This is a genomic window from Janthinobacterium lividum (assembly GCF_011601275.1).
GTDB lineage: Bacteria > Pseudomonadota > Gammaproteobacteria > Burkholderiales > Burkholderiaceae_D > Janthinobacterium > Janthinobacterium lividum_E.
In genome coordinates, this window is record NZ_JAAOLY010000002.1 from 382,863 (window position 1) to 401,812 (window position 18,950).

Below are 18,950 nucleotides of genomic sequence, written 5' to 3' on the forward strand. Positions count from 1 at the left end.
TGAAACGAGAAAAAATTAATTCGTCAAGCGCTTCTCATTAGGAGTATATTTCCATTTCATCATTTATATACTTTTTATACTTTTCAAATGAATTTTTTATGGCTTCATGAGAAATACTATAGATATAGTCCTCTCCTTGCTCTTCGATCCTTACAGCGCCAAAACGCTCGTGAAACTGCCAAACCGATACATTCTCCTTGCGAACATCAAAATGAGATTTTTTGAATCCCAAGCTGAGTGCAAATTGGTAGACCAGAATAGCTGATTCCATGGCAAAGCCACTGGGCCTACCGTCCCTCAAAATCCAAGAACCCCAGCAAAATGAATCCTCTCTTACATCGTAGAGCCGGATTGTTCCATAGCGCTCGCCGTTCTTATCCTCAATGATGAAATATATCTGACTATTATCATCTGCGTACTTTCCCAGCCAAGCTAATTGTAAATCAAGGTCTGCCGCCGTAGCCGATAAATACTTTCCCTTTTCTGGATCTGTCCGTAACTGTAGAATAAACTCAGCATCATTCTTATTCACGTTGCGGAACACAACATTTTTCCCGATTACCTTGGCAGGTTTAACAAAAGCAATATTTTTCACATTATTACCCAATTCGATAGATACGTTATAAATTTCCGACAATGATGAAAATATTTCAAAGTTAAATTCATCACTTTTCATGCTTAAATTTCAATTATCAATATTTAGAAACATTAAAAGTTTAATGCTCTTAAATAAGAAAACAAACCTTACCTTATGATGTGATCACAGACGAGCATGGCAGCGTCTGCAAATCTCACAATTGAAAGTTACTCCTGCATTGGCAAATTTGACAGCCAATGAAGGAAGTCTTTCGCATATAGATCGCTTCCATCAAAAGTCAGATGATGGGAATCACGATACAGTATTTTCTGCTGAGCCTTATATGTACATATTTTATCAGTACAAAACAAATTTATAGGATCATAAATATATATAGATGGAAATTCATCTTTCAATCTATCCAGAGTTTTCCTGTGCTCATGCTGACGTACAAGAACGGCACTAAGCGAAACTTCACAATTTGGCCTCCCTTTAATACAATCCAAAGGAAAAAATGGCAACTCTGGAATATCAACCAAAACAACTATTTCTTTTCCAGAAGGAATTAGTGCACGAACGGTTTGACTCAGGCCATAATAAAACAAATCCAGTCGGTTAAAATTTTTGTGACCGTCGCTGGTAATCTTTACCGTATCTGGACCTGTGTGGCGTTTGATATGATCTGCTGCAAATGATGAAGTTAATGCATAATTTCCATAAAAAGAAAGTACTACTGTATCAATGGATGGTGATTTTTTTACCCATGATATTATCTTCTCAAACTTTTCCCGACAACCTTTTTGATCTGCTTCAACATCAATATCAAGAACGGGTGGACAACTAGAATTTCCAATAAGTGCCCAATTCAGGTCCTTACTATTTTTCCCCAGTCCATAAAACTTATCATCTGCATGGCTATCACCGATTAACACCGCATTGATTTCACCTTTTTTCGATTGCAGACAATAGTTAATTTTAGCCCCAGCAACAAGCTCCTTATCATCGCATTTCACATATCCCAAACGGCTTGTTTCATATTCCAGCGCTTTAAATGGTAATGCCATTGCTCTGTCGGGAAATCCTGTAGTGAAATGCCCAGAAATTCCTACAACGGTAAAAAAAATAGAACCGACAAATGCGAAAGTAAAAATGAATCGCCTACTGAAAATCGATTTTTTTCTAAAAGGATTTTCTATATACCGCCAGCTTAAATAAGACAATATCAGAGTAACACCGATACAAACTGACAAAGCTAATTTCCCGGGATCTTCAAAAGATTTATGCCTGAGGAAGGCCAGCAGAGGTTGATGCCATAAATATGCGCTGTAACTAATCAGTCCTACACCAACAAAAATCTTACTTCCAAGAATTTTACCGGTAAATGTTTCCCCATTTGCATATAAAATAATTAATGCAGCACCGACTGTAGGAACTAAAGCATAAATGCCTGGGAATGGTGTTTCTTTATCAAAAACAAAAATTGCAAAAATTATTAAAATAAATCCAACGAAACTTCCAATTTCATTTTTCTTCTTTGAAGATGGCTTCCTTTTAGAATTTGCGAAATAGAATGCAACAAAGGCTCCTATCAGCAATTCCCATCCACGCGTAGGCAACAAGAAAAAACCTGCCATCGGCATGGCTGAAGATGCCCATTGAGCCAGCGCCAGACTTAGAATGAAAACCAAGACTAAGGAACTTAATATAAAACGCTTTCCCAGTCGCCATGCGAACATCAAAAAAACTGGAAAGATCAGATAGTATTGCTCTTCAACCGCCAAACTCCACGTATGCAATAATGGTTTAAGTTCTGCAGCACTATCAAAATAACCACTAGTCCCCCAGAATAATATATTAGAGGCAAAAGCAGAAACAGCAACTAGGCTTTGAGAAAATCTCCTCATATCCTCTGGAATTAACAACATCCAGGAAAATGGCAGACACAGTAACATGATAAAAAATAGTACAGGCAAAATTCGCCTTGCGCGCCGCTCATAAAAATTCATAAGCGAAAATTTTCCAGCTTCAAGTTCAGCGAGAATAATAGTGGTGATCAAGAATCCACTAATCACAAAAAATACATCTACACCTACGAAGCCACCGCTGAAAATTTCAAAACCAGCATGGAAGAATATGACCGGCAAAACAGCTAACGCCCTCAATCCATCAATTTCTCTTCTATAGTCCATTAATTAAAGCTTATAAAATTATCATTGCATAAAAAAACAAATCGCTTCACGAGCCGAGTGCCGGCATCAGGCCGAAAATTCCAGGTCCTGCGACAAAACCTGAAAGAATTGCGCACCATCTTCAAGATTTATCAAATATTAAATATTTTTGAGTATTTGGCTTTAACGCTGGAGTCCGAGTAGTTTTCCATATATAGCCGATAAGAATTTCGTGATATCTGTTCATTAAAGTGAGAGTCAAGAAGCCTTTTCATCCAGATACCATAATTTGATAAATTATTTTCAATAATGCAATCTTGATTTTCTGTAGAAACTCCGACGCCCTCGACGCCAAAATCTGTTGCTATGATGGGCAATCCGTAAGACAAGGCATCGATCGTTTTCAGCTTGACTCCACTACCAAATAGCAACGGTACCAGCATCGCACAAGCTCCGAGTAATACTTCATCAAGACTCTCAACGTAACCCTCTATTCTCACGTGCAATGGAAATTTTTTCACGAGCGCCAATAACGATGGGGCAGGATTTTTCCCGATCACACGTATAAGTACGTCGGGAATATCCAGAATAATTTTTGGCAAGTGTGCATCAATGAAATTTTCCAAACTTACTGCGTTATGCGGCACATCTAGTCCACCAAGAAACACAAAAATAGGTGATTTGTTCCATGAACGAGCGTAGGGACGCATGCTAGAGGATACATAGGGTGGAAATACATGAACGCCACGCCCCCCCCAAGAACTGAGCAATTTCACTTCCGATTTATTAATCAATAAGCTATCAGGAAAAATTCTTGCCTGAACCGCCTCAGAATTTGCCACTAATTTTGACTCATAAGACAGTAACATCTTTTGGACGAATGAAAATTTCTTTATATACGAACGAAATATCCGAGGCACATGCCGCTCAAAATTACCAAGCGGATTAAAACTCTTCGTTCCTGGCAAATTCAAAGCGCGGATCATACTTTCATATCGTACAGAAAAAAGATCTTCCAAATATAGTACATTTTTCGCTTTTCCTGTATTTAGCAAAGGAAGATACTGCCCCATGCGAATGGTATCGAAAACCAGAATATCCGCATCAATCTCATTAATTGTCTTCTGCAGCGAAGTCGTAATATCATTGGAAAAAAATAGTGATTCCTGGATACTTTTTTTTCTTTTTAGAAATGTATGAAAAAAAATATTACGTAGTTTCGTCATTCCAGTTGGCAAGACATAATTTGCCTGATTAAATTCATGCACATTTTTAGTCATCAGGTCCGTCAACGGAAATATCAAAAAGAAATTTTCCGCAGATATTTTCTCGCAGAAAAAACGAATTAATCCCGTCACTACGACTTTTTTACCTACATCGGCAGGAAAAGGATACAAAGTAGAAATCAACGCAACTTTCATCTTATTTCATTGCTCCGTAAACCAAAAACATCTTTTGAGCCATTTTTTCAGAAGTAATATCGAGCATTCTGGAATAACCTTTTTCTACCAATGCAATACTACCGGGACGATCATGAACCATTTTCAAAATACCAGCAGTTAGTTCTGACATTGAGGTTGGCTCTACCAGGATAGCCGCATCAGCCGCCAACTCATTCATTGGTGGCAAGTCAGATGTGAGCAAAGGTTTCCCTGAAGCGAAGGCCTCCACGATAGGCAAGCCATATCCTTCCATCAGACTTGGAAATAAGACACCATCTGCATGTCCCAGTATTGTGCGCATTTCATGATCAGAGACCCAGCCTGGAAACTTGACGGCATCGCTACCCGCATGCTCTTGTGCAAGCGGACAATCGGACGGCATACCCAGCACTGCAAGTTGCCACCCCTCAAGCTTGGCCGCGATAAAGGCTTCGACGCACCGCTTCGAATTCTTGTGGGGACTTACGCCACCGATATGCAGAAGATAATTTTTAGATGAGATCCATTTATCGGCAATCGAACGTTCACCGAATTGCTCAGGACAAGTTCGCTCAACGGGTATATAGACCACTTCCGCAGTCAGGTTCAATAGAGATTTGATTTCAACAGCCGAGAAATAGCTGTCTGTAATGATACGAGTCTTAAATTTTGATATCAATTGAACACAAAATTTTCGGTAGCGATTTCCCCAACCTTGATAAAAATTTCCACCGGACGAAGACATATAGATGAGATCATGCACAGTAACCACCCGCGCGCCATGAAAAATATTGCGCAAAAACGGAAGATTCATACAAACTGGCATCGTATTGTAAGGAAAATGAACCACATCCGGGCATTGCGTCAATACAGTTAATGGAACAGAAAATTGCTCCCATACCGGAAATGGAAGGCGCTTTTTCCTAATATAATTAATTCGCTCTGGCAAAACCAGCAAGGCATTGGAAACATCATCTGGGACCATTACGCTAATGATGTAATATTCAGGTGCAAAGCGAGCCACGGCGAATAGCAGTTCCTGTAAATAACGGCCCATTCCTCGTGGCTTATCCAGATAATAACCATCTATCAACAACTTCATAACTTCAACATTCCATAATCAATCGATATTACAAAAAAGGGAAACACCAACAGTCAGTTTCTTACTTGCGTCCGCCCAGTTTTGGTGTATAGCCCAGAGAATTTCGGGCAAAATTAATAATTTTCTCAACCCGTCCAGCACCGATTATCAAAATAAGATAGTAATACACGTGAAACATAGGAAACGACTTCAGCCCCATGTCTCCTAATGCATGGTAATACCTCTTGAAGATTCCATATTTTTTATCGGCATGGTATGACAGCCAAGGAAAAGAATAATTTGCAATGTCGCGTAAAATTCCATTCAATGCGCCCTTATACTTTTTATCGATCGCTTTCGCAATAGTTACGATGCCGGTCATCATATGAATACGCGCATCAATGGTATATTCTCCTGGCGTATATTTTCCTTTTTCCGTGCTGGAATGACCGAAATCAGGGGCCTCGTCGGCACGGCACAAAGCGATAATCTCCGGCGTGAACACACCGTTGTGCTTCAATATGATATTTCCAACCAGATGCAATTGATAAAATAGCGACCCATCAAATTCCGATGTCTCGAGTTCGAGCGCCGGCTTCCTTGCGATCGTCAAGCCAGCCAGCACGCAGGCGCGCCGGAAGAAAAATGATAGGCTGTCCAACCCCGCTGGCATAAACCGTTCCTCTGGAAAATATTTTACAGTTTGGGCGACATTATCTGGAGTTCCGTTAAACCAACCATATCCACGCAGAATAACGCCAACATCTTTATTACGGGTTATTACCTCAGTTAAGTTCTTCAGAGCTCCGGGACAAAGAACATCATCATTCCCGAGAAATACACAATAGTCGCCACTAGCTGTCTGTATCAACTGACGCAAGTTTCGATCAAATCCCAAATTTGTGATATTTTCATGATATACAATCATGTCGCCATATTTCTTTTTGTATTCACATGCTATTTCCCCAATTTCTTGACGTTGAGGAGAAACATCTTCGCAAATAACAATTTCAAATAAATATTCTTTCTGGCTGATAACTGAATCCAATACCTGCCTCAGGTATTTCGCTCTATTATATGCAGGGATGCAAACGGATAAACTAGGAGATTTCATATATTATTCCAAAAAATTCCATGTGCCATTAAGAAGAAAGTATCAAATGATATAAGTCGGAAAATTTCTTTCTTTGATATTAGTCTCATGACCATGTCACTGCAAAAATATTTTTCTTTTATTGAAACATTGACTCAAATACGATTCCATCAAATAGGAATACGCTGTGAGAGTAGTGATTTTTATCGAATTCGTGCGTTATTTACTCAAAAATCCCTCTGGAAATGTTGTTCTAGGCCCATCCATACGCGAAGAATCTGAGAAAACTAAAAAAACTCTGCAGCAAGGAGCAATCTCGAATTAAGCTCCGGACCTGCACGTTCGATTACGCATCAACTAGTCCATGCTTCGCGCGCCTGCAGATACAAGAAAATACGCTTCGATATAGTGCCTCACTAGGGCCCAAGCATTTTCAGAGAATTGTCGATAGTGGTCGACTATGGTGCATGATGAACCATACCCGACCGAATCTTACGATGCCGTACCCGCAGCAAGCACGGTCCGCTTCGTATAGATGGGCAGAAATATCAACGCAGCCATGACTATGAAAATAGTGGCGGACAACACAATGTCGTTAACGGCGTGATCCGGCCCGAGAATTATCATAAATGACTTATAGTAAAAAAAAGCGATAACGATAAAAGAGAGGCCTAATTTCTTGCTGCGGTACAGCGCCCTGTTGAGCAAACCGATCGTGGCGCCAACCATAAATGACAGCATGATGGTCAGGATTGGGCTTTTGGTCAGCAAGAGCCACAAGACGTTATAGCGAAAGGTCGGGCCGAACAATAAATCATTTTTGTTGACTACTTCGTTGATAGCATAGCCGTAGTTGAGTGGAGCCGCATCCCAACTGACCACGCGAAACGAAGCCAACAGGGATCCAAATAGCTGATAAAAGAATCCTTGAGGGGGCAACATGTCGATCGTATCATTGACGAATGCCATGTAATACACATCGCCGGAGGCGAGCAATCGTGTCAGCAGGGCAGGGACAAGAAGACCTAATTCTGTTGTGTCAAGCACCACCGAGAACATTACTAACATCACAATTATCCCGCCAGCGGTGAAAACAGTTTTTTTCTTGAACGACATCGACACTGTGTGGCCGCTAGTGAAAAAATAGACAAAAATATAAAATAGAAAAAACGCCTTATAGCCACTAAGCAAACCAAAGACAATACTTATCGCGAAGAGCATTTTCTCCATTCTAGAGTTGGGAGATGCGGTGATTTTTTTCTTGACGTAGTAGAAGAGTACGAACAAGGCAGTGGCAACTTGTGACAAGCGCAGCAGGATACCAAATCCGCCAGCAGACGCGTCGTTGCGGCTATCGAGCAGCAGAGGAATACCCCTGTTGATGTAAATCATCATATTTGCAGCAATAGCAATTGTCATAGTAAGCAATATGCCGAATTTAAGCCGTCTGACGAACTCTGGCGATGGCATATATGGCAGTAGTACAGGCTGTGGGCGGGCGAATAGCAAAATCCCGATAAGCAAGGCCGCTTCCGAAAACAGATATGTTAGTGTGTAATACCATTTTATTTCGTTATAGATGGCCAGGAAGACGACATTAGCCGTGCAAATCGAGTTGGTAAAAATAACAAAGAAATAAAGAGGATCTAAAATTGATTTGACAGTTTTCCAGAACAGCAGCCGATACAATACAAACAGTGCCAGCCACAGCACCAAATAGGACTCCATGTGCTTTAGGGCCAGCAGGGAAAATTCGAGGGTTGTCATGTCATTGGAAGATTGCAGAGCCTAGTCGGCTTTAAATGAGGCAGAGGCGCGGACTTTTGCCCAACGCTAACTGATCGCTAACGCATAAAAAAAATAATTCGTGTAATCGCACGCAACATCAGCAGCGACGTCAAACTGCCTTGACGGAAACTCAATTGCACAACTATTGGCCGGCATGCAGATCGACAATAACTTCCTGGTTGACATGATTAAATTTTCTTCCATAGATTCAGTTCGTAATCAAATTGCTTGACCACTTTTGCTGGTGCACCGACGACCATGGTCGCCGCCGGCACATCTGTGCTGATCACGGAATTGGCTCCCACGATTGCGCCGGCACCTATTCGTACCGGCCCCAAAATAATGACATTGTCGCCAATCCAGACGTTATCTTCAATGATGACGGCCCCGCGCAGGGCCAACTCACGCTCAGCCGGAGCCTGCTGCGGATGACTCTGGTGCGTACCAACGTAGCTTCCGTGATTGTGGTCAGATACATGGACACGGCTACCAAACAGTACACCATTGCCGATCTCGATTCTTTCCACGCAAGTAATATGCACATCTAGCGAAAACGATACATTGTCGCCAATGATAATGGTCGGAGAAAAAGACTGCTGCCGGTAATGTTGGACTGCTTCGAGCCACAACCCGCCATAGATGGAGACACCGCTTCCCATTGTGATACATTGGGTGCCACGGATAGCACAGCGCGGACCAACATTCAGACCCGGTGCCTTGAGCAAGCGCGCATACATCGCACTGCGCAACTTTGCGAAGCCCCATGCACCTAGCATGTAAAGGGCCCAAGACAGTGGCTCGGACTTGAATTGTTTTATTCGGCGCGCCAACTTGCCCTTAGCTGTTGGGATCAACTGTATCGAATCAGACATCACGCACCTGCCTCAACACGCGTGTACGATAGAAATCGTAGATCAAGCGTGCAGTTAAGATCCCCATGTAGGCAAACGCCACCATCGGCAGGCACATGCGCGTGCGCCAGTCGGTACCCCAGCGATGGTAGGTAAAGGCCTGCATGGCCACAACAGCACGGCGCCAGAACGGCATACCGATCATGGCATGCCTGCGCGATTGATAGATATTTTTTCTTAATTTTTTGACATTTTCTTGTGTGTGCGAGGTATTCGTCCCATGCACACGGTACTTGGCCACCGGTTGATTCAGATAACGTAGTGATCCACGCGATCCAAAGAGATAATATAGTTGCATGTCTTCACTGAAGATGTCGAGGTTAAGCACCGAATTGCCATCCGGCTTGAGCACAGCTTCTCGCCGATACAGCAATACGGAACCATAGACGTTCCACCGAAAAATCAATTCCCAAGGCAACGTGCGCGGATCGACCAGTGCTGCACGCGAGCTTGGTTGGCCTAGCTCACTAATCGCGCTAGTGCCGGTTACCTTTCCCTGCCCATCGATTGGAATTGCATCGCCAAACACCGCCATCACGCCTGGCTCCCCAAGCAAGCTTAAACGACTAACAATTGATCCAGGCATCAGCACATCATCGCTGGCAACAACCAGAATGACATTACCTGTACTCTTACGCAGAAGGCGATCATATGTTTGCGTGATCCCTGCATTTACTTGACGCTCGAATTCGATGCGTGCGAAACGGTTACCATGCTCTTCTTTCCAGCGTTGCGCAATGGAAAAACCATCATCTGAAGAACCATCATCGATCAGCACCAATTCGATATTCGCCGGACCCTGCGCCAGAACGCTATCCAGGCACTCGACAATATAGAGGGCATGGTTGTACAAGGGAATCAACACCGACGTCAGTGGTCGGTCGCTGTTCGAATTCAGGCTAGACATGCGTTGCTTCCATTCTCTTCATTTCATTTTTAACGAGTAACGCCATCACGATCCAATACAGCAGATAGTTACCTGCATAGGCCATCGCCACACCCTTCAAGCCGTAGGCAGAGACGAACGCCACGGTCAATCCATAAAACGACAAGGAAAACAGCACCTCGGTAAATATGAACGTGCGGACCATCGCCCTTCCAAGCATTATGTAACTTAAAATCCATGAGCCGATCTTCAGCACATCACCTGTTAACTGCCACATGAACAGCTCGCGCATGGGTGCAAAATCACGCGAAAACAGACGTTCGATAATAAAATCGCGCAATACATACATCACAATGGCGCCAATCACCACCATTGGCAACACCAAGCTGTAAACCTTGACGATCTCTTTACCTAGCTCAGCGCGCATCTTGATTTCAGCCAGACGCGGCAAGTAATACATAGACAAGGTCAATGTCACCAACATCAGATAAATCTCACTAATTTTCCATGAGGCCTGCCAGTAGCCGGCAGCATTCAGCCCTAACGTGGACGACAAATGGTTACGAATAAACATATAGGCAAGCGGCGACATGATTGCCGAGGTCAGGCCCATCAATCCAAAGCCGGACAATTCACGCATCGTTTTATGGTTAACCTTACCCCATAAAAACGATACCTTGAACCAATCGCGACGCGATACCAACGCACCAGTGGCCAGCAACAGAGCTGCCGGGCTGATTGCAATAGCCAGCAGCGCGCCATGCAGGCCCCAGACGGAGGTGAGAACACCGACCACCAGCAAACTCAGCAAACTGCCGATGATGTTCGCACTGACGTAAATCGCCACATCCTTCTTGCCGTTGATAATCGCCAATAACAAGTTGTTGACGGCAATTGCCGGCAGCGCCAGACCCAATCCGATGAATACCGTTCCCATGTCGGTCCGCTCCAGCAGCTTGAACGATAGCCACTGGTTCGCGACAATAAAAGTAATGCTTGCTAGTAACGTTGCGGACAGCGTCAGCTTGAACGCGGTTTGCCACACTGCGTGCTGTTGTGCACGGTTATCATAATGCTGTGCCGTACCCTTGGTGACGCCCGGCCCCATCACGCCGCCACCAAGACTAAGTGCGACGGCGAGTGCATTCTGAAACTGACCGATCAAGGCATATCCTGATGGACCAACATACACAGCGAGAACCTTGTTCAGGATCATTGCTGCGCCGACTTTCACTACCACTGCAATGCCGTTCAACAGGCTCGATCGGAGCAAACTCATCGATTCAACGCGCGCACGACCGTAGCAAGCTCTTCAGTTTCCAGCTGAGGACCAATCGGCAAGCTCAGCACCTGTTCGGCCATCTGTTCAGCAAGCGGGAATACGCCAGCTTTCCAGCCCAGCTCTGCGTAGCATTGCTGCAAGTGCGGCGGGATCGGGTAATGGATCAGGGTTGTCACGCCATCTGCGGTGAGCCGCTGCTGCAGCGCTTCACGGGAAGGAGTCGTCACCACAAATAAATGCCAGGCCGGCGTCGCCCACTCGGGCACATATGGCAAACCCAGGCCGCTGTTGCGCAACTGCTCCAGATAGTGGGCGGCGATCGCGCCGCGGCGGCTATTCCACTCATCGAGACGGAGCAGCTTGACGCGCAATATCGCAGCCTGAATAGGATCGAGTCGGCTATTGTAGCCTTGGAATTCGTTAACATACTTCACGCGCGAGCCATAATTGCGCAGCACGCGGATGCGGTCGGCCAGCACCGGATCGTCGGTCGTGATGGCGCCGCCATCGCCGATCGCCCCCAGGTTCTTACCCGGGTAAAAACTCCATGCAACGATGTCGCCATGCGCGCCGATCCGCTTGCCCTTGTAGCGCGAGCCGTGCGCCTGGGCGCCATCTTCCAGCACGCGCAAACCATGTTTGCGGGCGATCGCCAGGATCGGATCCAGGTCAGCAGGCTGGCCGTACAGATGGACTGGCAAGATAACCTTGGTGCGCGGCGTAATGGCGGCCTCGATCAGCGCAGGATCGATATTGAAGGTGCGCGCATCCGGCTCGACAGGCACAACCGTCGCGCCGCACTGGCTGACGGCCAGCCAGGTGGCAATATACGTGTTGCTTGGCACGATGACTTCATCACCAGGGCCCACATCCATCGCCCGCAGGGCCAGATGCAAGGCATCGAGCCCGTTTGCCAATCCGACGCACTCCTTGGCGCCACAAAATTGTGCGAATTCAACCTCGAACGATTCAACTTCAGGACCACCGATGTAGTACCCGCTGTGCAGCACACGTTGTACCGCGGCGTCGATATCAGCCTGGCACTCAAGATAGGCGGCTTTCAGATCTAAAAAAGGAACATTCATTTTGCTGGTACCCCTGCTGCTTTCAAAAAGTCGCCGTAATCGCGGAAATAATCGTCTTCATCGTAATGGTTCGATGCCAGCACCATGCATACGGAGCCGGATGAAAAATTGTCGAGTTCACGCCAGATCATGGGACATACATACAGCCCGTTATACGAGCGGCTCAGATGCACGCGCTTCTTGTTGACGCCATCATCGAGCACCACATCGAAACTGCCCGACATCGCGATAATCAGCTGGTGCAAGCCCTTATGTGCATGGCCGCCGCGCTCAGCGCCGCCGGGAACGTCATACAGGTAGTACACGCGTTGGATGTCGAACGGAATATGCTGCCCCCCCTCGATCGAAGTGAGATTGCCGCGTGGATCTGAGATCTTCGGCAACGTAATGACCGAACAGGTGTCGATGTTAAATTCTTTGTTTGTGATAATTGTCATATTATGAATTCAGTTGATGAATACGCACTGGATTGCCTACCACATTGACGCCAGCAGAAACATTTTTTATGTCACCACGGCTCGGAGCCAATCAGGGCATTTCCCAGCATCACCACGACCTGCCAGCCCCGGCTTGCGGTGCTGTAATCAGTCGTGTGTACATTGGCCAGCGGGTGGACGAAAAACTCATTCATGTTCGCTGCCATTATCTTCTGCCCTTCAGGGCAAATCATTACTTGTGAAATCCACTGCCTTGTTGCTCATTCAGCCCGCACCTTACACAACGATCATGACTGCACAGTACTGTCCGTGGTCGCAGCCAGCGCATGATACTCACGTTCGGCGGCCGCTAGCATATGACGCAAGGTTTCTTCCAGGCTGCGCGTGGCAGGGATTCCGCCTGCCGGTGCCGGCAAGGCCTGCAGCTTGGCCGGACTGCCGCATAGGCGGTGCACCTCGCCGATGCGGACAAACGCCGGATTGACCGTCACGTCGATATGGTGCCCCGTAATCCTGGACAGCAACTCAATCACGTGCTGCAAGGTGTAGGCATTGCCGGAGCAAATGTTATAGATTTCGGCCGGCTGCCCATGCTCGAGCAACTGCAGGTAGGCGGCACACACCATGTTGACATCGTTGAATTCCCGCTCGACATAGAGGTTGCCCAGTTCGATCGCGGGCGCGCGCCGCGCAAAATGGCTGACCAGCTTGGGAATCAGAAACTTATTGTCTTGGCCCACCCCGGTGTAGTTGAACGGTCGGGTGAACATCAGCGAGAGCCGGTTCCCAAGCGTACGCGCCATATGTTCCATCGCCAGCTTGCTGGTGGCGTAATGGTTCATCGGTGCCGGTGACTGGTTTTCCGTGATCGGCGACGCATCGCAGTTGCCGTACACATTCGCGCTGCTGGCCAGCAACACCCGATGCGGCGCCTGCGGCAAGGCCAGCAAAGCGTCGAGCAGGTTCATGGTGCCGACCACGTTGACCGCATAGAACGCGTTGTCGTCCGCCTGGCCGACGAAGCTGATTGCCGCCAGGTGCACGACCGTGTCAGGCGCAGCTGCCAATACCTGCTGACGCAACGCCGCCTTGTCGCCCAGGTCGCACGTCAGCGCCACCACTTCGTGACCCGCAGCGCGGGCCATGTCGGCAAAAGGTCGTCCGGTAAAACCGGATGCGCCTGTCAGCAGGATCTTCAAAACGAAAAGCCCTGCTTGTTGCGAGCGAAGTCAGCGTCATACATCAGCTTGCACAACGTTTCGAGCGTCGTTTCAGGCTTCCAGCCCAGCACGCGTTCGGCTTTGGCTGGATCGCCAATGAGCAATTCTACTTCCGCCGGACGGTAGAATTTCGGATTGATGCGCACAATCGTCTTGCCAGTGGCGGTATCGACAGCAAACTCGCTCTCCGCCGCGCCTTGCCATTCCAGCGTGATGTCGGCGGCCTTGCAAGTCATCGTGACAAAGTCGCGCACCGTCTCGGTACGGTTGGTGGCCAGCACAAAGGTATCTGGCTCGTCGACCTGCAGCATCTGGTACATGCCTTCCACATATTCCTGGGCAAAGCCCCAGTCGCGCTTGGCGTCGATATTGCCCAGTTCGAGGCAATCGAGCTGGCCGAGAACGATCTTGGCAACACTGTCGGTAATTTTACGCGTGACGAACTCGCGTCCGCGCAGAGGCGACTCGTGATTGAACAAGATGCCACTAGCGCCGAAGATGCCATACGATTCGCGGTAGTTGATCGTCATCCAGTGAGCGTACAGCTTGGCCACGCCATACGGGCTGCGCGGGTAAAAAGGCGTGGTTTCCAGTTGTGGAATCTCTTGCACCTTGCCGAACATCTCGGATGTCGATGCCTGATAGAACTTGATTTTCGGATTTACGAAACGGATCGCTTCAAGCAGGTACAGTGCGCCCAGGCCGGTGATATTTGCTGTGGTGGCAGGCTGATCGAACGATACGCCGACAAAGCTTTGCGCAGCCAGATTGTAAATCTCATCCGGTTGAACACGGTCAACCAGGCGCAACACGCCACTCTGGTCAGTCAGGTCAAACTCGACCAGATGCAAATCCGGATGGTTCTCCACACCCAGCTCCGCCAGGCGCCAGAAATTGGTCGAACTGGTGCGGCGGAAAGTGCCATACACGGTATAGTCAAGCGCCAGCAAATGCTTGGTCAGATAAGCGCCATCCTGGCCGGTGATTCCTGTGATGAGGGCAATTCTTTTGGTCATTTTCTTTGTGTACTCGATTTAGAATTAATACGGTCCGGCGCTGCCGAAGGTGCTCTGCAGTTACAAAATATCACTCTCGCCGAAGGGGCTGCCGGATTGGGCGGCGTTCCGTTGCAACGCCACCTTTCCCGGACTGACGCGGCCATTGAGCGCGCTCAGCGAGACATTTACGACTTGTTATTTTGATCGGGCAAGTTGCTTGAATTGTTCCCATTGCGCTTTACCGTCGGGGTCAGCAAGAATTCTTTTTCTTGCCTCCGCCATGAAAGCCCAGGCAACCGCGGCAATGAATGCCAGTATGGTCGAGAGCAAGATCAACATCGAGCGTTTAGGCTTGAATTTGCGTTCCGGCTCCATCGCAGAATCAAGCACCTGGATCAATGCTGTGTCTTTTGCCTCATCGAGGCGCGCAACTTCATACTGCTTCGCCAACAGCTCGTACAACATTTGATAGTACTTAACGTCACGCAAGATCTTGATATTCTCAAGGCCAACTTGCTTGGTCGGATCGGCCTCCGCATCACCGGCAAGGGCAGGACGGCCATTTTCCAGCTTCGACAGCTCGGCGCGCAGGCTGATCAGCTCCTCTTGGGCACGTTTGTAATCCGGGTTGTTAGTCGTGACGAATGCCTTCATCGCACTTAACTGAATATCCTTGGCCGAAATCTGGGCGCGCAAGCGGCCAACGGTTTCGACGATGGCGCGGCTGTCGGCATCGACGCTGATCACGCCGCGTGTATCGAGGGCACCTTTCAGCGCCATTTCCGCTTTCGCCAGATTATCCTTGGACTGTTCCAGTTGACGTTCGAAGAACACGCGGCGCTGGGATGCTTCAGTCACGGCCAGCACCTTGGTCAATGACACCAATTCATTGACATAGCCATTGGCCAACTGGGCGACGAGCTTCTTGTCCTCTCCCTCGACGTCGATCGAAATCAGGCCATCCTTTCCCGCAACCAAGTTACTGCTCCCTTCCAGGATAGCGCGTGCCTTATCCATCGTCTCGACATCGTAGGCCTTTTGCAAATCGAATTTTGCAATCAATTTGTCGGCAACGGTACGACTCTTGAGCATTCCAATATACAAATCATTGGGATTTTTCAGCCCTGCGGCCCCAGCGAGAGCGCCTGCGGCACCGCCGAGTTGCGACAACAGCGCTGAGGCGCCGGACTGAGCCTGTTGAGGAGGCAACAATTTCGCGCTCGCTTTATACACATTAGGTAAGGCGAAACTGATTGCTGCAGAGGCAATTGCCGCAACGACAGGCAACCATATGATGAGTTTTTTGTGCTTCGCCAAAACGATGAGAATATCGAGAACGCTAAATTCCCGCTCACCTGCGTCCGGGGTTGGCGGTAAGGCCGTTGATTGCATCTGATTCATACTTATGAGCCGCTTATTTTTAATACCAGATAGGAAAGATTCGGTGTTGCTTTCAGGCCCCTCTGGCCTGAAAGCAATTAATCACGCAGCGTCTTGAAGGCTGCGGCGCCCAGTCCAAAGTTGGCCAAAATCTGTGTCCACTCACGCGCGCCGGTCATGAATTTCGTCCAACGGGTTTCCTTGTCAAACTTCTCCGGCACGACAATGCAGTCGCCTGGCATGACCTCGGTTCCACCAAAACCACCCGACAACCAGCTGCCCGAATCACGCGACACCACGCTGCCATCGACGCGAAGCAGGAAGATATTGTCCTCGTCTGCCTCGGCGGTAAGACCAACCTTTTTCAAGTAATCGTTGACGCGGTCACCCGGACGCCACAACGGCGACGACTCGACATTCACAGCACCGAATACATAGATGAATTCAGGCTTGGCAGGAATCACCAAGCGGTCGCCATTTTCCAGCTTCAGTTGCGGCAGGGTCGCGAAGCGCTTTTCGCGCGGATCAAGGCCGAATGCGATACGCCCGGTCGGCTTCAACTGGCTTAAACGCGCGATTGCCTGAGCTGCTGCAGCGGCGTCCGCCTGACGCCGCACTTCCGCCAACTGTACATCAGCCGTCGAGCGAGCATTCGCGACCGAGCGCGACTGGTCAGCACGCGCTTGGCTTTCCAGCCGTTTCACGAGTTTTTCCAGGTTCAGTTCTTGCTGCCGGCGTACTTCTTCGCGATAGAAAGCGGTACCAAACAAATACGCATTGCTGGTCGTGCCGCCAGCCTTAGACAACATTGACTGCAACGTTTCGCCTGCCGTCATCTGATACACACCAGGTACATTCACTTCGCCTTCAACGCGGACAAAAATGCGGCGCTTGTCCATTGGCACGGCCACGTCCTGTTGCGAAAAAATCGTCACAGTGTCGCCAGGCTGCAATTGCACATTGTCGGGACCGGACGGATTGGTGAAGACATTGCCCAGATTAAATGGCACCAGGCTCACGCTCAGGTCACTACGATTCATGCGCTCGACAACGGCGTAGTCCCAGTTGATTTCGTCGATCAGGCCGCCAATACGCGAGGCGATACTCTCAGACGCCTCGTTGGTCTGGCGCTCCTCGCCCGCATTCACCACGTTGTTCTGGCGCTTGATCGAATTGCGCGTGATGAGATATTGGCGGCTGGGGATCAAGTCGCTGATGCGCATGCCGGCTTTGAACGGTGCTCGCACTGCCTGGTCGACGTTGCCGCGCAAGACGACCGCGTTGGAAAAGTCCGGCGTGATCGAGGTGACGTTGAGCACGTCGCCATCCTTGAGCGTGCGTTTCAGGCCCGCGCCATCCAAGGCGAACTGTTCGACACTACGCGGTTGGTTTCTGCTGGCATCAATACGCTCGAGAAAGGCACGACGCGGGTCAGCCACGACCGGCACACCGCCAGCATAGGCGAGCAAGGATTCGATGGTGTCGCTGGCGGTTTTCAGTTCATAGATGGCAGGCGTATTCACCTTGCCGACCAGCGCCACATGGCCAACTGCGGTAGGAATGAAGATAGTGTCGCCGTCCTGCAGCCTTATGTCGGTCGACTTGTCGCCTTTGCCGATAAAAGAATACAAGTCCAGTTCGGCGGCCACTTTGCCGCCGCGCTTGATCTGCACATGACGCATGCTGCCGTTGGCATTCGGGCCGCCGCTGGCGAACAGCGCGGTCACGAGGGTAGACAGGCTCGACACATTGTAGGTACCAGGACGGCTGGCCTGCCCCACAACATATACGGTAATCGAGCGCAAGCGGCCAAAGTTGACATTGACTGTCACGTCTTTGTACAAGCGGGCTACGGCATTACGGATAACACCCTCCGCGTCTCCCGCACGCACACCGGCCAGGGCGACCGAGCCGATGGTCGGAATCGAAATCAAACCATTACGGTCGATCGTGGCACGATAATCGATATCGATACTGCCCCAGCCACGTATCATCAATTCATCGCCAGGGCCGAGTGCATAATCGGCTACCACCGGTGCATTGGCGAGGGGAGAAAAAGTAGATGGTGCGCTGGCAAAGAATTCAGAACCGAAAATCGGTAAAGCGGTGCCGGTACTATCCAGAACAAATTTCTGGAATTCGCTTTGGACGACGGGGCGCGATTTACGCACTGCTTCTTTGGCAGGACGCTGCTTCGATGCCTCAGCCACATCGCCCTCTGCAGCTTGATCGGTTGCTACGGGCCGGTTGGTGATACTCACCCGCTTTGGCGCCGCTACAGGCACTTCGGTTTCCGTGACCGGATCCTGACCTAACAGATCACTCTGATTTTGGCTACTTTGCGCCAACACGGTCATGGAAGCCGATGCCAGAGCGACGGCTATGAAACAATTTGTGAGTTTTGACATTAACTGAATGAGTAAATAGTGAACTGCAGGGAACATGTTTCTTCAATCGGCCATCTTACCGTAGATCGCAGAATGCTAGAAATAATTCAACCAATATAGTGCATGGCTGCCACGCTGCCGCTACGTGACCTTGTCGGTTTGAGCGCTCGGTAACGCAATATATGCAAAAAAATTAGATAAGCTGAGTAAGCAAATGAATATTTACATAGTTTCCT

General features: G+C 48.5%; 16 protein-coding genes. All 16 read right to left on the reverse strand.

The window, feature by feature from the left end; translation table 11 throughout:
- Positions 1 to 37: 37 nt before the first annotated feature.
- Entirely contained in the window at positions 38 to 676 is a 639-nt protein-coding gene (locus tag GYK42_RS04530) for a GNAT family N-acetyltransferase (protein WP_166446500.1), read from the reverse strand.
- Positions 677 to 804: 128 nt separating this feature from the next.
- Positions 805 to 2,766, reverse strand: coding sequence for an acyltransferase family protein (locus tag GYK42_RS04535; RefSeq protein ID WP_166446501.1), 1,962 nt, complete (start codon positions 2,764 to 2,766; stop codon positions 805 to 807).
- Positions 2,767 to 2,897: 131 nt separating this feature from the next.
- A complete protein-coding gene (locus GYK42_RS04540; protein WP_166446502.1) occupies positions 2,898 to 4,166 on the reverse strand; it encodes a glycosyltransferase in 1,269 nt (422 codons plus the stop codon).
- Position 4,167: 1 nt separating this feature from the next.
- Complete coding sequence (locus tag GYK42_RS04545; protein WP_166446503.1) at positions 4,168 to 5,268, reverse strand: glycosyltransferase family 4 protein; 1,101 nt, start codon at positions 5,266 to 5,268, stop codon at positions 4,168 to 4,170.
- 61 nt (positions 5,269 to 5,329) lie between these two features.
- On the reverse strand, positions 5,330 to 6,361 hold the full coding sequence (locus GYK42_RS04550; RefSeq protein ID WP_166446504.1) for a glycosyltransferase family 2 protein: 1,032 nt from the start codon (positions 6,359 to 6,361) through the stop codon (positions 5,330 to 5,332).
- Positions 6,362 to 6,832: 471 nt separating this feature from the next.
- The gene (locus GYK42_RS04555; protein ID WP_166446505.1) at positions 6,833 to 8,107 is read right to left on the reverse strand and encodes a hypothetical protein; all 1,275 of its coding nucleotides are present in this window, start codon (positions 8,105 to 8,107) and stop codon (positions 6,833 to 6,835) included.
- A gap of 209 nt (positions 8,108 to 8,316) precedes the next feature.
- Complete coding sequence (locus GYK42_RS04560; RefSeq protein ID WP_166446506.1) at positions 8,317 to 9,000, reverse strand: DapH/DapD/GlmU-related protein; 684 nt, start codon at positions 8,998 to 9,000, stop codon at positions 8,317 to 8,319.
- Positions 8,993 to 9,946, reverse strand: a complete 954-nt coding sequence (locus tag GYK42_RS04565; protein ID WP_166446507.1) for a glycosyltransferase — start codon at positions 9,944 to 9,946, stop codon at positions 8,993 to 8,995. Before GYK42_RS04565 ends, GYK42_RS04560 begins: the two co-directional genes overlap by 8 nt.
- A complete protein-coding gene (locus tag GYK42_RS04570) occupies positions 9,939 to 11,204 on the reverse strand; it encodes an O-antigen translocase (RefSeq protein WP_277346557.1) in 1,266 nt (421 codons plus the stop codon). Before GYK42_RS04570 ends, GYK42_RS04565 begins: the two co-directional genes overlap by 8 nt.
- Positions 11,201 to 12,292 carry a DegT/DnrJ/EryC1/StrS family aminotransferase gene (locus GYK42_RS04575; RefSeq protein ID WP_166446509.1) on the reverse strand — a complete coding sequence of 364 codons (1,092 nt, stop codon included), beginning with the start codon at positions 12,290 to 12,292 and terminating at the stop codon, positions 11,201 to 11,203. Before GYK42_RS04575 ends, GYK42_RS04570 begins: the two co-directional genes overlap by 4 nt.
- Positions 12,289 to 12,729, reverse strand: a complete 441-nt coding sequence (locus tag GYK42_RS04580; RefSeq protein WP_166446510.1) for a sugar 3,4-ketoisomerase — start codon at positions 12,727 to 12,729, stop codon at positions 12,289 to 12,291. The genes GYK42_RS04575 and GYK42_RS04580 overlap by 4 nt, the downstream gene beginning before the upstream one ends.
- Before the next feature lie 71 nt (positions 12,730 to 12,800).
- Positions 12,801 to 12,923 (reverse strand): hypothetical protein, encoded by a 123-nt coding sequence (locus tag GYK42_RS29510; RefSeq protein ID WP_277346558.1) that lies wholly within the window; start codon positions 12,921 to 12,923, stop codon positions 12,801 to 12,803.
- 93 nt (positions 12,924 to 13,016) lie between these two features.
- Positions 13,017 to 13,928 (reverse strand): GDP-mannose 4,6-dehydratase, encoded by a 912-nt coding sequence (locus GYK42_RS04585; RefSeq protein ID WP_166446511.1) that lies wholly within the window; start codon positions 13,926 to 13,928, stop codon positions 13,017 to 13,019.
- A complete protein-coding gene (gene gmd / locus GYK42_RS04590; protein ID WP_166446512.1) occupies positions 13,925 to 14,965 on the reverse strand; it encodes a GDP-mannose 4,6-dehydratase in 1,041 nt (346 codons plus the stop codon). Before gmd ends, GYK42_RS04585 begins: the two co-directional genes overlap by 4 nt.
- Positions 14,966 to 15,142: 177 nt before the next feature.
- A complete protein-coding gene (locus tag GYK42_RS04595; RefSeq protein WP_166446513.1) occupies positions 15,143 to 16,348 on the reverse strand; it encodes a GumC family protein in 1,206 nt (401 codons plus the stop codon).
- Between the two features lie 77 nt (positions 16,349 to 16,425).
- Positions 16,426 to 18,684 (reverse strand): polysaccharide biosynthesis/export family protein, encoded by a 2,259-nt coding sequence (locus GYK42_RS04600; protein ID WP_240943443.1) that lies wholly within the window; start codon positions 18,682 to 18,684, stop codon positions 16,426 to 16,428.
- Between the last annotated feature and the right edge of the window lie 266 nt (positions 18,685 to 18,950).

Excerpts from the sequence above, each read along its gene's own strand:
- GYK42_RS04565 (WP_166446507.1), bottom strand. The coding sequence starts at position 9,946 with ATGTCTAGCCTGAATTCGAACAGCGACCGACCACTGACGTCGGTGTTG.
- GYK42_RS04560 (WP_166446506.1), bottom strand. The coding sequence starts at position 9,000 with ATGTCTGATTCGATACAGTTGATCCCAACAGCTAAGGGCAAGTTGGCG.
- GYK42_RS04555 (WP_166446505.1), bottom strand. The coding sequence starts at position 8,107 with ATGACAACCCTCGAATTTTCCCTGCTGGCCCTAAAGCACATGGAGTCC.
- GYK42_RS04570 (WP_277346557.1), bottom strand. The coding sequence starts at position 11,204 with ATGAGTTTGCTCCGATCGAGCCTGTTGAACGGCATTGCAGTGGTAGTG.
- GYK42_RS04535 (WP_166446501.1), bottom strand. The coding sequence starts at position 2,766 with ATGGACTATAGAAGAGAAATTGATGGATTGAGGGCGTTAGCTGTTTTG.
- GYK42_RS04540 (WP_166446502.1), bottom strand. The coding sequence starts at position 4,166 with ATGAAAGTTGCGTTGATTTCTACTTTGTATCCTTTTCCTGCCGATGTA.
- GYK42_RS04600 (WP_240943443.1), bottom strand. The coding sequence starts at position 18,684 with ATGACCGTGTTGGCGCAAAGTAGCCAAAATCAGAGTGATCTGTTAGGT.
- GYK42_RS04530 (WP_166446500.1), bottom strand. The coding sequence starts at position 676 with ATGAAAAGTGATGAATTTAACTTTGAAATATTTTCATCATTGTCGGAA.
- GYK42_RS04580 (WP_166446510.1), bottom strand. The coding sequence starts at position 12,729 with ATGACAATTATCACAAACAAAGAATTTAACATCGACACCTGTTCGGTC.
- GYK42_RS04575 (WP_166446509.1), bottom strand. The coding sequence starts at position 12,292 with ATGAATGTTCCTTTTTTAGATCTGAAAGCCGCCTATCTTGAGTGCCAG.
- GYK42_RS29510 (WP_277346558.1), bottom strand. The coding sequence starts at position 12,923 with ATGAATGAGTTTTTCGTCCACCCGCTGGCCAATGTACACACGACTGAT.
- gmd (WP_166446512.1), bottom strand. The coding sequence starts at position 14,965 with ATGACCAAAAGAATTGCCCTCATCACAGGAATCACCGGCCAGGATGGC.
- GYK42_RS04595 (WP_166446513.1), bottom strand. The coding sequence starts at position 16,348 with ATGAATCAGATGCAATCAACGGCCTTACCGCCAACCCCGGACGCAGGT.
- GYK42_RS04545 (WP_166446503.1), bottom strand. The coding sequence starts at position 5,268 with ATGAAGTTGTTGATAGATGGTTATTATCTGGATAAGCCACGAGGAATG.
- GYK42_RS04550 (WP_166446504.1), bottom strand. The coding sequence starts at position 6,361 with ATGAAATCTCCTAGTTTATCCGTTTGCATCCCTGCATATAATAGAGCG.